Origin of the sequence: Rufibacter sp. XAAS-G3-1 (genome assembly GCF_013623775.1) — a bacterium.
Lineage (GTDB): Bacteria > Bacteroidota > Bacteroidia > Cytophagales > Hymenobacteraceae > Nibribacter.
In genome coordinates this window covers 266919-280221 of the sequence record NZ_JABFAM010000004.1, presented here as the reverse complement: position 1 = coordinate 280221, position 13303 = coordinate 266919, and the positions used below count along the sequence as shown (strand labels likewise).

Annotated in this window: 7 protein-coding genes; 6 read left to right on the top strand and 1 reads right to left on the bottom strand. The window is 49.9% G+C overall.

All coding sequences use genetic code 11. The features are described 5' to 3' along the window. Positions 1 to 19 precede the first annotated feature (19 nt). Together HHO50_RS03735 and HHO50_RS03730 are read left to right on the top strand one after the other, a co-directional pair. On the top strand, positions 20 to 1735 hold the full coding sequence (locus HHO50_RS03735) for a RagB/SusD family nutrient uptake outer membrane protein (protein WP_181304653.1): 1716 nt from the start codon (positions 20 to 22) through the stop codon (positions 1733 to 1735). A 215-nt stretch (positions 1736 to 1950) separates the two neighbouring features. Next, positions 1951 to 3534, top strand: a complete 1584-nt coding sequence (locus tag HHO50_RS03730) for a calcineurin-like phosphoesterase family protein (RefSeq protein WP_181304779.1) — start codon at positions 1951 to 1953, stop codon at positions 3532 to 3534. 155 nt (positions 3535 to 3689) lie between these two features. Here the strand turns inward: HHO50_RS03730 and HHO50_RS03725 are convergent, their stop codons facing one another. Continuing rightward, positions 3690 to 4679 carry an aspartate-semialdehyde dehydrogenase gene (locus HHO50_RS03725; RefSeq protein WP_181304652.1) on the bottom strand — a complete coding sequence of 330 codons (990 nt, stop codon included), beginning with the start codon at positions 4677 to 4679 and terminating at the stop codon, positions 3690 to 3692. Positions 4680 to 4857: 178 nt separating this feature from the next. On the opposite strand from HHO50_RS03725, the gene HHO50_RS03720 reads away from it, so the two are divergent. From HHO50_RS03720 to HHO50_RS03705, 4 genes are all read left to right on the top strand, one after another. Further along, positions 4858 to 7530 carry a lamin tail domain-containing protein gene (locus tag HHO50_RS03720; protein ID WP_181304651.1) on the top strand — a complete coding sequence of 891 codons (2673 nt, stop codon included), beginning with the start codon at positions 4858 to 4860 and terminating at the stop codon, positions 7528 to 7530. A 10-nt stretch (positions 7531 to 7540) separates the two neighbouring features. Next, the gene (locus HHO50_RS03715) at positions 7541 to 8296 is read left to right on the top strand and encodes a TSUP family transporter (protein ID WP_181304650.1); all 756 of its coding nucleotides are present in this window, start codon (positions 7541 to 7543) and stop codon (positions 8294 to 8296) included. 189 nt (positions 8297 to 8485) lie between these two features. Beyond that, entirely contained in the window at positions 8486 to 9517 is a 1032-nt protein-coding gene (locus tag HHO50_RS03710; RefSeq protein WP_181304649.1) for a DUF6588 family protein, read from the top strand. 643 nt (positions 9518 to 10160) lie between these two features. Next, positions 10161 to 13292, top strand: coding sequence for a TonB-dependent receptor (locus HHO50_RS03705; protein WP_181304648.1), 3132 nt, complete (start codon positions 10161 to 10163; stop codon positions 13290 to 13292). Positions 13293 to 13303: the final 11 nt, after the last annotated feature.

Here is a 13303-nt window from a genome sequence, read left to right as displayed (position 1 = left end):
CATTTTTTTAAAGAGTATCATGAGACATAAATATATTCCCAAGATTTCAAGTGCGTATCTCCGCAAGGCCTCTGCTGGGGTAACCTCCTTTGCTTTAGCGGTTGTACTAGGTGCCTCTTTGAGCAGTTGCGAAGATGACTTTCTGGAACGCAAACCCCTAGATGCCATCACAGACGTTACCTTCTGGAAAACCCAGGATCAACTGGAACTGGCCGTCAACGGCACGTACGCTTCTCTGAAAGGTAAAAACTTTGTGGACATGGAGAACCTGGGCGATAACACCATCTATCCGCCCCGGTCAGATTACCAGGCCATCTCCAGCGGTAACTTTGATTTTACGGCCGGTACCCTCAACAGTGAGTGGACGGCCCAGTATGACGGTATCAGGAGATGCAATCACTTTCTGGAAAACTACCAGAAAGCCGAAGGCGTGGTAGACCCCAAACTACTAAACCAATACGTGGGGGAGGTTAGGTTCATGCGCGCCTTTCTCTACAGCTACCTCTCTTTTTTCTACGGAGATGTACCATTGGTAACCAAAACCCTGAACATTGGTGACCCCGAAATCTACGGGAAAAGAACCCCACGGGCCGAAGTAGTAGATTTCATTCTGAGGGAACTGGACGAGGCCGCCCAGGGGTTGCCAGCTACTTATGGCGCAGCCAACCTGGGCAGAATCACCAAAGGAGCCGCCCTGGGCTGGAAAGCACGGGTAGCGTTGTTCTACGGCCGGTATGAGGTGGCAGAGGCTGCCGCCAAGGCGGTGATGGATCTTGGCGTCTACACCTTATACTCCAACGGAAACCCCACCACCAGCTACAACGAGCTCTTCACCGATGCCGGCAAACTAGCGGCGGGCAAGAACAAAGAAACCATTCTGGCCCGCATGTTTTTAGAGAACGTGTCTATGCACAACATGAGCCGCGAAACCCAGGTGCCAGACCAGACCGCCCGCTTTAGTCCCACCAAATCATTGGTAGATGCTTACCTGGCCAGCGATGGGTTACCCATAGACGTTTCGCCCTTATATAGTGAAGCTACTTACGGAGATGTTTTCAAGAACCGTGATCCCCGCATGAAGCAGACCATTCTGGCGCCGGGTGCCAAATGGGGCGGAAAAGACGACGGTGACCAGGACGACAAGCCCAGCGATGTCTTCAACCTGCCTAAGTTCAACGCCGACAAAAAAGGAACCGTGACGGGCACCGGGTTCTACTTCACCAAATACGTGGATTTAGCCGCCGTGGGCACCTATAACAAAGATGATAATGACATTCACCTGCTTCGCTACGCCGAGGTGTTGTTAACCTACGCCGAGGCCCGGTTGGAGCAAGGCAAGCTCACGCAGCAGGATCTGGATAAAACGGTCAATAAACTGAGAGACCGGGTAGGCATGGTACACATGAACATAACTACCCTGGCCGCCAACGGGCTGGAGCTGCGCACTGAACTCAGGAGAGAGCGCCGGGTAGAACTTGCCCAGGAAGGCCAGCGGTACTTTGACCTTCTGCGCTGGAAACAGGGGCACCTTCTGGCTCAGGATGTGAAAGGGGTGAAGAAGAGCCTGATCCCTAGCTGGAGCCAAACCTACGTAGCCAGTTTCCCTACTGATGAGAAAGGATACCTGATCATCAACACCGGCAGAAGGTTTGAGGAAGGTAAAAACTACCTCTGGCCTGTCCCATTCAACCAGTTGCAGCAAAACCCTAACTTAGGCCAAAACCCAGGTTGGTAAGCGTAAGAAACCTTATTCGCCTTTTAGAAGCTGGGGCCGCCTTTGGGGTGGCTTCCTGCCTTCACGCCCGGCAGCAAGTTCAGCGTTTCTGGGCACCGGGTACTTGCCTCTGACCACTTACCCGGTGGTGGCCGTGATGACTCTGAGAAAGCGAATTTTAAGCTAGCGGGCCCCCGCATAATCCCCTTTATTTCTACTCTCTTTTTATAAAAATGATGAAGAAACAGTTTTTATTGATGGCCGGTCTGTGCTTTTCCCTTACCCTGCAGGCGCAAACCACCGCCAACGGCTACGTATTTGCTGACACCAACGGAAACGGCAAGAAAGACCGAACCGAAAAAGGCATTGCCCAGGTGGCGGTCTCCAATGGCCGCGAAGTGGTGTTAACGGATAAAAATGGAGAATATGCCCTACCCGTAGGGCAGGACAACATCCTGTCGGTGATCAAGCCCAGCGGCTACCAGGTTGCCCTTAACCAGCAGAACCTGCCCCAGTTCTATTACATTCATAAACCTCAAGGTTCACCGGCCCTCAAATTCAAAGGAGTGGCGCCCACCGGTAAGCTTCCTAGGTCAGTAGATTTTGCGTTGTTACCGGTCAGGGAGAAAGAAGACTTTACGGCCCTTATTTTTGGTGACCCCCAGCCCTATACCAGAGAAGAAGTGGATTTTTTTGCCCGGGGCATTGTCTCTGAGGTAGAAGGAATCAAAGAGGTGCCTTTCGGGCTTAGCCTGGGAGATTTGGTGGGAAACGACCTCAACCTGTTCAACCCCTACATTGAGGCGGTGAAAAAGGCGGGTATCCCGTGGTATAACCTGCTGGGTAACCACGACCTGGATTTTGATGCCCCCGCCGACTCCCTGTCTGATGAAACGTTTGAGGCGCACTTTGGGCCGGCCAACTACGCCTTCAACTACGGCAAAGTCCATTTCATTGTGCTGGATGATGTGCTTTACCCAGACCCTCGGGACGGCAAAAGTTATTGGGGCGGTTTCCGGAAAGACCAGCTGGACTTTGTGGAGAACGACCTGAAATTCGTGCCCAAAGACCACTTGGTGGTGCTGGCGTTCCATATTCCGTTGAGCGAACCAGACGGAGACGCCTTCCGCGACGAGGATCGGCAACGGCTTTTTGATTTGCTCAAAGATTTTCCCCATACTCTTTCCCTTTCAGCGCATACGCATTTGCAGAAACAGGATTTCTTCACGCAGGCAGAAGGCTGGCGGCAACAAAAGCCGCACCACCATTACAACGTGGGCACTACCTCCGGTGACTGGTACTCAGGCAAGCTGAACGAAGCGGGCGTGCCCGTCTCTACCATGCGTGACGGAACCCCCAAAGGCTATGCCTTCCTCCGCTTCAAAGGCAACCAATACGTGGTGGACTACAAAGTAGCCGGTAAACCCGAAGAGTACCAGATGGAGGTTTTTGCCCCCAAAGTGGTAGAACAAGGCAGAAACACCTCGGCCGGCATCTATGTGAACTTCTTCATGGGCAGTGAGCGGGATACGGTGATGTACCGGGTAGACAACGGTGCGTGGCAAAAGATGGAGTACCAGAAACAACATGACCCTACCTTTCTGCACAGCCTGCAGGAGTGGGATTACGCAGAAGAACTGATGCCCGGCCGACGGCCCTCAAACGCCGTTCAGTCTACGCACGTATGGCGGGGCAGTATTCCCACCAAACTACCTGTTGGGGAACATACCATTGAGGTGAAAGCCACAGACATGTTCGGCAGAACCTTCACCCAGAGAAGCAGCTACAGAATTGACCTCAAGAAGACGGTGAAGCAGTAAGCTCGCCTGTTTTAAGGCTGTTTTTCCAAAAACAGCCTTAAAACAGCTCCTTGAATGAGGTGCTTTGCGTTAGTTGTTTTAAAACTTGATGGGCAGAAATAGGAAAGGCCACCCCTAAAGGTGGCCTTTCCTATTAGTTAACTAGATGGACAACGTTACACCAGTTTGTGCGCTACCAAGTATTCAGCAATCTGGACGGCATTGGTGGCGGCGCCTTTCCGAAGGTTATCAGCTACCACCCACATGTTTAAGGTGTTGGGCTGGGTTTCGTCTAGTCTGATGCGGCCTACCAGTACCTCGTCTTTGCCGTGGGCATCCATGGGCATAGGGTATTGCAGGTTGGCGGTATCGTCTACCACCACTACGCCGGGAGTTTCCTGCAGCAGGCGGTACACCTGTTCCAGGGTGAAATCCTTCTCAAACTCCACGTTCACCGATTCTGAGTGTCCGCCCATCACCGGAATACGCACGGCCGTAGCCGTTACCCTGATGCTGTCATCGCCCATGATCTTCTTGGTCTCGTGCACCATTTTCATTTCTTCCTTGGTGTATCCGTTGGCCTCAAACACATCAATGTGCGGAATCACGTTCAGGTCAATGGGGTAGGCGTACGCTTTCTCGCCTTCTTTCCCGGCGCGCTCGTTCATTAACTGGTCTACCGCTTTTTTGCCGGTACCCGTCACGGACTGGTACGTGCTGACCACAATGCGCTTGGCTTTGAGGGCCTTGTGCAGAGTGTTCAAGGCTACCACCATCTGAATGGTAGAGCAGTTAGGGTTGGCAATGATCTTGTCTTCGGGGGTCAACTCAGAGGCGTTGATCTCGGGTACCACCAGCTTTTTGGTAGGATCCATGCGCCACGCAGAAGAATTGTCTACCACGGTAGTGCCCGCCTCGGCAAACTTGGGGGCCATCTCCTTGCTCACGCTTCCGCCCGCCGAGAAAATAGCGATCTGCGGTTTCTGCGCGATGGCTTCCTCCATCCCGATCACGGTATATTCCTTGCCCTTGAAACTCATCTTCTGGCCCACCGATTTCTCAGAGGCCACTAATAACAATTCGTCTACTGGGAAGTTACGCTCCGCCAGGACTTTCAGCATTTCGCCACCCACCAAGCCGGTGGCACCTACTACAGCTACTTTCATGTAAGGGTGTGTAAATTGTAAATATCACGTTGAACCCGAAGGAAAACACAGCCGTGTCTACCCCCAGATGTCTAGCCCAAAGCGTTTTCTGCTTGTTTTCTGAAAATCAGGCAGAAAACGCTCTAGGTCAGCTGCAAAGTAAGCCAACTTTTCATGATAATTAAAGTACAGGCTATGCATGCGGCAATTGTTTCTTATATTATTTATATACTTAGCGGTTATACCGGCTCTACAGGCCCAGATACAGGAATCTTTCACCGACGGAGACATCACCCAGAACCCGGTTTGGGCTGGCGACAGGCATTTTTTCCAGGTGAACGCCGCCGGACAATTGCAGAGCAAAGGCCCGGCTGTAACGGGTACGGTGCTGCATTTGTCTACCCAAAACAGGGTAGCCGTTGGGGCGCAGTGGGAGTTCTATGTGCAACTGGGGTTTGCCACTTCCTCGGGCAATCTGGCCGAAGTCTATCTTACTTCTGACCTGCCAGATTTGGAAGGAGCGTTACGCGGCTACTTTGTACGGATAGGCGATACCCAGGATGAGGTAAGTCTCTACCGCAAAGACGGCACCTCCGCCGCCAAGATGATAAACGGGGCAGATAAAACCGTAGGCACCTCAGATAATAAAGTATGGGTAAGAGTTTCCCGTTCCGCCACCCACCAATGGACGCTGGAACTGGACATGACCGGTACCCGGCAAAAGTATGAAGTACAAGGCACTGTGCAGGACGCGCGTTACACCACTTCGGCTTACGCCGGAATTCTCTTCCGGTACTCTCAAACCAACGCCCAGCGGTTCTATTTTGATGATTTTACGGTCAAAGATATAGGGGTTGCCAGTCTGGTAAGCACCATCGCTACTGATTCCAGAACTCTGGAGGTAACCTTCTCAGAACCTATACAACAAACAGATGCCATTCAGTTGTCTAATTACCGGCTAAACGGGAGCGCATTGCCGGTTGCCGCAGATTGGGACGCCACCACCCCGCACATAGTGCGCCTACAATTCAGCCAGGATTTTACAACCGGTAGCAACCAGATAGAAATTCTGCGCGCGGTAGACGCAGCGGGCAATCTCACGCAAAACCTGACTGGTTCGTTTGTCTTTTCCCCTTCGGCCCAGCCGGGTGCTGTGCGGATCACCGAGGTGTATGCCGATGTCAACCCCTTGCAGGATTTGCCCGCCGCCGAGTTTATTGAACTTTACAACCGAAGCAACCAAGCTTTTAACCTGCAAGGGTGGCGGTATTCAGATGCCACCAACAATTCGGGTACTTTCCCCAATTATGTACTGCAGCCGGGTGCCTACCTGATTGTATGCGCCGCCACTGATACCGCGCTGTATCGGCCGTTTGGGCCGGTGCTGGGGCTTGCTACTTTTCCCTCCCTCAATGACAGCGGTGATGATATAGAGATATTCAATGCCGCCGGGCAGTTGATAGATTTGGTGCGCTATCACAACGCTTGGTACCGTGAAACCGCTAAAAGAGAGGGAGGCTGGAGTTTAGAGCTTATTAATATAGAGAGTACTTGTGCCGGTGCCTCGCAGTGGAAAGCCTCTGTGCATCCGCGCGGCGGAACTCCCGGTCAGGCTAATTCTGTGCAGGAGGTAGACCAAACGCCACCGGTTTTTCAGCAAGTAATAGCGGCTAACCCTACCAGAATTCTGCTTTCGTTCAATGAGCCGCTGGATAGCACCCAAGCCGCGCAGGTGAACAGGTACGCCATTTCCTCTGGGGTTTCCATCCAAAAAGCGGTGGTTTTGTCTCCGGGGCTAACGGAGGTAGAGCTAACCCTTTCAACGCCTTTGCGGGAAAACGAGCAATATACGGTAACGGTACAAAACCTGAAAGACTGTGCCGGGAACGCCCTTGTGCCGCAGCAACAGACGGTACTTCTCCCCGCCATTCCCGCCCCAAGCGATATGGTCATCAATGAAATCCTGTTCAATCCCAGACCCAGCGGGGTTGACTTTGTGGAACTGGTAAACAGGTCTGCCAAACACCTGAACCTGCGAAACTGGAAATTGGCAAACCGGGCAAATGGCGGTGCCGTGGCGAATGTCCGTGAAATCACCAGCCAGCATGTTCTCCTGGCGCCTGGCGAATACCTGGTGTTCACCACCAGCCGCACCACGCTGCAAAGCGAGTACCCCGCCGGGCACGCTAACCGGTTCCTTGAAATGCCTTCTTTGCCGCCCTACCCAGACGAAGCCGGTACCGTGGTGTTGCTTTTACCTGATGGCACCGTGATGGACGAGGTGAGCTACCAAGACGACCAGCATTTCAAGCTTATTTCTGATGCCGAAGGGATTTCTTTGGAACGCATTTCCCTTGCTGGGCCCTCCGTAGCGGCAAATTTCCATTCGGCGGCAACAGACGTGAAGGCTACGCCGGGCTATGAAAACTCACAGGCCCGGGAAAGCGTGACTACAACTGAAAAGCTAACCCTACAGCCCAAAATCATTACGCCAGACGGAGACGGGATAGATGATGCTTTGCTATTGCAGTTCAGGTTGCCGCAAGCGGGATTCGTGGCTTCCGTCACCATCTTTGATGCGCAAGGGCGGCACATCCGGAAACTCTCGGCCAATACCCTGTTGGGGGCCGAGAGCGTGTTGCAGTGGGATGGCCTGACCGAAGCCGGTTCCAAAGCGGCCATCGGGTATTACGTGATACTGGTAGAACTCTTTAACTTGCAGGGGCAGAAGGAAGTACTCAAGCAAACAGCGGTAGTGGGCGGGCGTTTTTCTATAAATAAGCCAAAATTGCTTCTTCCGTTGTGGACGGTTTTGATTAGCCCGTACATTTTCAGAATATTTGCGGTTTCATCTGCCCCAACGCTGGCGTAACTCTTCAACCTTGGATATCCTGTACCTGTGCCTGTTCGCTTTTCTGGCGGGCTTGATTGATTCTGTAGTAGGCGGCGGCGGATTGATCCAGTTACCGGCCTTGTTTGTGTTCTTGCCCCACGTGCCTGTCCCCACGGTGTTTGGCACGGGCAAACTCTCCAGTATTGCGGGAACCTCCGTCTCTATGTGGCGCTATTCCAGAAACGTGGAAATCAACTGGCGCGCGTTGCTGCCCGCGGCGGTGACGGCTTTCGTGTTCTCGTTTCTGGGAGCGCGGGCGCTCAGCCATTTTGATACCGCCCTGCTGCGCCCCTTGATTCTGGTGCTCCTGATCTCGGTGGCGGTGTACACGTTCTTCCGGAAAGACTTCGGGGCTATTCATGCCCCTAAGCTGGCGCAGACCAAAGAAATCTGGTACGGGGTAGGCGTGGGGCTGGTGATCGGGTTCTATGATGGGTTCTTCGGCCCCGGAACCGGCTCTTTTCTCATGTTCATCTTCGTGGGCATCTTTGGGTTCAACTTCCTGGCGGCCTCGGCCTCAGCCAAAGTAGTGAACGTGGCCACCAACCTGTCGGCCTTGCTGTACTTCGGCTACAAAGGCTACATTTTGTACCACATTGGTATTCCCATGGCCATCAGCAGCGTGATTGGTTCCATGGTGGGCACCCGCATTGCGCTCGCCAAAGGTTCTGGCTTTGTCCGGAAGCTGTTTCTGGTGGTAGTGACGGGTATCATCCTCAAGTTCGCCTATGACACGTTCCAATAAACGTCCGTTTTTGGCCTGTTTTCAGGAAAACAGGCCAAAAACGGACGTTTATTGGAAGGAAAGTCTCTCCCGATATTTGAATTATTCTTATTTATGTAGAAGTTTGAGGGTTTTCAATTATTTGAATGTATGTTGTTTGCTTATTCTTTTCCGCAGGCTCTCTTTAGATTTTGCTTAGTGGCGTTGCCGATGGCTGGTATAGTGCTGGCTCCATTGTCCGCACAGGCCCAGCAATCTTTTGGCGAGGTCATAAAAGCGGGCACCAAAGACGCCAATACCTTGATAAGGGTTTATTTTGAACCCGGCGGGAAAGCGGTGGGGCACGCGCTCAATGGCGGCTGGTTCAACTCGGGCAAAGCCATGGGCTTGGGCAGGTTTGACGTGCGTCTTTTTGCTACCGGTGTGTTTGTGCCCAAAGACCAGACTACGTTTGATATCTCTACCCTGGAGTTGGAAAAGATAAGGCTGTCACCTGGCCAATCTCCTATTGCCCCCACCATTTTTGGGGAAGACGAAGAAGGGCCGCAAATGGAAGTAGAGACAACCGGGGCGGGAGAGAAAGCAACTTTCAGAACTCCGCCGGGTATTGGCTACCGCAATGTGCCCATTCCTATGGCGCAGGTGAGCCTTGGCCTTGTCAAAGACACCGAAGTGGCGGTGCGCTATGTGCCGGAGGTGAAGTATGAAGACTACTCCACCAAACTCTGGGGCGTAGGGGTGAAGCACGGCCTCAAGCAGTGGATTCCCGTCATCAGCGCCATTCCCGGGTTTGACATCGCCGCTTTCGGCGGATATACGCAGTTGGAAGCCAACGCCGCCCTGAATTTGGAACCAGATCCTGCCGCCGCCAAAACTGCGCAGCAGCAACAGCCCGGCTATTATGATAACCAGGCTTTGGTGTTCACCACCAAAGCCTGGACTGTCAGCTTGGTCGCCTCTAAAACCTTAAGCGTCATCACCGCCTACGGCGGCGTGAAATACAGCCACGCCACCACCGATGTCAACGTGAACGGCCGCTTTCCTGTCACCACGTTCAGGGGGACGCCTCCTGCCAGAGAAATCGTTGACCTAGTAGACCCTGTTGTCTTGAATGTGGAGGACAGCCAGTTTGGGCTCACCGCCGGGTTTCGCCTGAAGCTATTGTTCTTCTCTGTCTACGGCGAAGGAACGCTCGCCAAGTCCCCTTCGGCCACGGCCGGGGTTGGGTTTGGGTTTAATTAACCGTTTGAGAGAAACAAGAGAGAACCAGGAAGCCCTCCGTCAATGAATGACAGAGGGCTTCCTGGTTTAGGACGTTTGAGTCAAGTTGCCTGCAAAGCCGGATTCTGGTCTTTTAATCTAGTGATTGGTTTTCAGGCTCCTTTTTCAAAAGTACGCCTTAAGCAAGGCTTTGGTGTCAGTCTGCTTATTCCACGCGGAGATCAGTGGCCATGATGCTGTTCAGGCTTGAGATAGAAAGGAGTTTAAGGGGTATGATTTTGGTAAGCTTTGCCAAACGCAGAATGCCGGTTAGGAGGAAGTGCCCTAATTGTTGTGCTTTGTTCCAGAACTGAAGCACAAAAGAAATCTTTAAAGAAGAAAAATAGTGTTGAGGTATTTAAATTATAATGCTTGCGGTTTAAGGTTGTAAAAGCCTTAATGCATTCATTGTTTTTATGATGGATTTGCAAATTTTTGTCTAATGTGAGCGGTTTAGATTCAAATATCTAATTTTTGGAATATGTAAAAGGGGCGCTTATACGTCCTCTGGCTTTTTTTTGTTCAATGAATTAGCTTGAAAGTAATGTTAAGAGTTTGTTAAGATATCTTTTAAGGTTATATTTGGTTATCAAACAGTAATATCTACAAACAAACTCAAAAACACATGAAGAAAACTTTACTTTTCAGCTTCGTCTTGATGCTGGCGCTTGTAACACAGGCGTGGGCACAAAGCCGGACTGTAACAGGACGGGTGACTGACGCCGCAACAGGAGAGGGAATGCCTGGCGTGACAGTACAACTCAAAGGAACCACTACTGCTGCTCCAACAGATGTAAACGGCTCCTATACGATCTCGGTGCCCAATGCGGGCGGAACCCTGGTGTTCTCTTTTATAGGCTATCTTAATCAAGAGGTAGGCATTGGTGCTCAGTCAACAATCAATGTGCGGATGGCCACTGATGCACAACAATTAGCTGAGATTGTAGTGCAGGTGCCTTACGGTACAGCAGACCCAGCCACATTTACCGGTTCAACAGCTACGATTGGTGCTGAAAAACTGGGTCAGCGACCAGTTACAAACATCACAAACGCCATTGCCGGACAGGCTCCAGGTGTGCTGGTGTCTGGAGGTAGCGGACAGCCCGGCGGTGGGCCTGACATTCAAATCAGAGGTTTCAGCTCTATAAATTTTTCAAACTCTCCTCTTTATGTGGTGGATGGCGTGCCTTATACAGCAGGTTTGTCAAACATAAACATGGAAGATGTTGAAAACATCACCATTTTGAAAGATGCTGCTTCTACTGCGCTATATGGAGCTCGGGCAACAAATGGTGTTGTCATGATTACTACCAAAAAAGGGCGGAAGGATAGAAACAGAATCAACCTTAGAGCCATGCAGGGGGTTACTTCAAGAGCTGTTCCAGAATATGAGCGGGTAAATGCATATGAGTACTACCCTCTCATTTGGGAAGGTTACCGTAACGGCTTAATCAATGCAACTACCACCAGAGAACAAGCCAATCAGAAAGCAACAGCTGATGTCAAGGGCTTACTAGGGTATAATCCTTTTAATGTGCCTAATAATCAGATTGTTCGCCCAGATGGAACCATCAATCCAGATGCCCAATTGCTATGGGAAGATGACTTGGATTGGGAGAAAAACCTGACGCGTAGCAGCTCAAGATCTGATTATACCTTAAGCTTTAGTGGTGGCACTGATAAAACAGATTACTATGTGTCTTTAGGTTACTTGAATGATAAAGGCTACTTGATTAGATCTGACTTTGAGCGCTATTCAGGTAGAGTAAACATCAATAGCAAGGTTACCAATTGGTTTAAAACTGGCCTTAACCTGACTGGTACTCTTTCCAACTCTAACCAGGCAAGTACCGGAAGTGCTACGGGATATGTCAATCCCTTCTATTTTAGCCGAAATATAGGGCCTATATATCCTGTTCACATGCATGATCCAACTACAGGAGAGTATATCCTTGATGAGAACGGAAATAAGCGATATGACATTGGGACGACCGCGGGTATGACTCGTCCTGCAGGTGCAAGTGCAGGTAGACACGTAGTTGCTGAAACGGAATGGAATAAGTTTTTATACAGACGCAATGTGGCTGGAGCAAGAACCTATGGAGAAATCACCTTCCTGAAAGATTTCAAGTTCACTACCAACCTTACAGTTGATATTACCAACTATGAAGAGCAAGGTTACGAGAATACAATTGTAGGCGATGGTGCACCTGCCGGTAGAGCTAACCGTACCATGTACAACTTGACAAGCTACACTGTCAACCAATTGCTTAACTACAATAAAACGTTAGATGCACATTCTATTGATTTATTGGTTGGGCATGAGAATTACAGCAGAACTCGTGATTACTTGTATGGGATGAAGCAAGGTGAAGTGGTGGCGAATAATACAGAATTAATAAACTTTGGTACCATCAATGATCTCTATACATATAAAGAAGAACATAAAATAGAATCATTCTTTGCTAGGGCAAATTATACCTTCAGTGACAAATACACCTTGTCAGGCTCTTTCCGTAGAGATGGTTCCTCAAGGTTCTTTGAAGATGTGCGCTGGGGTAACTTCTGGTCTGTTGGGGCTTCCTGGAGATTAGATAGAGAAACCTTCTTTGCAATGCCTGAATGGGTTGAGATGATCAAGTTAAGATCGTCTTATGGACAAGTGGGCAATGAAGATGTAGATGATTATTACGCATGGCAGGCATTATATTCACTTGGTTATGAAAATGCTTCAGAAGGAGGGTTCCTGCAATCAACTTTAGGAAACAGAGAGTTGCATTGGGAAAAAAACAACTCCTTTGACGTGGGGGTTGAGTTTGCTCTATTCAAAAACAGATTAAATGGTTCCGTTGAGTACTTCTTCCGGGAGTCTGAAGATTTGTTGTTTGCAGTAAAGCAGCCTTTATCAAGTGGTGTTGATGAGGTAATTCAAAACATTGGCTCTATGAATAACAAAGGAGTGGAACTCCGTTTGGCTGGAGACATCATTAGAACCAATGGATTTACTTGGAACCTGGATGTAAACTGGACTTCTTATAAAAATGAGATCACCAAGATGCCTCCTTTGCAACCAGAATTGGTAAGCGGAACTAAAAAATTGAAAGAAGGCGAGTCTATAAACTCTTTCTGGTTACGTGAATTCTATGGGGTTGATCCTGAAAATGGAAACAGTCTGTACCGGGCCAATACTTACAATGAGACTAACAGCAAAATCATTGGTAATGATACTGTAACCTGGATAGCTAATAATGCAAGGTTCCATTATGCTGGTACTGCAATCCCTGACTTCTCTGGAGGTATTACCAACACCTTCTCCTATAAAGGGTTTTCATTGTCAGCTTTGTTAACGTACCAAGTAGGTGGCAAAATTTATGATAGTGAATATGCCGGTTTAATGAACCCATCCTATGGGTCAGCTTTACACAGAGACATATTGAATCGTTGGCAGAACCCTGGTGATATAACGGATGTGCCTAGATTACACCCAGGTAACACTGATCTTAATACCGCTTCTGATCGGTGGTTAATTGATGCCTCTTACCTGAACTTCAGAAATGTGACGTTGAGCTATAATGTTCCAGCAACTTTTGCCTCAAAGCTTAAACTGCAGAACGTCAATATTTTTGCATCAGGAGAAAACCTGGCAATAATTTCAAAACGGAAAGGAATGAATGTTGGACAGAACTTTATAGGTACTACATCGGCGGTGTATACCCCTGCCCGGGTTCTTTCATTAGGGTTGAATCTTTCTTTGTAATAACTTAAGTA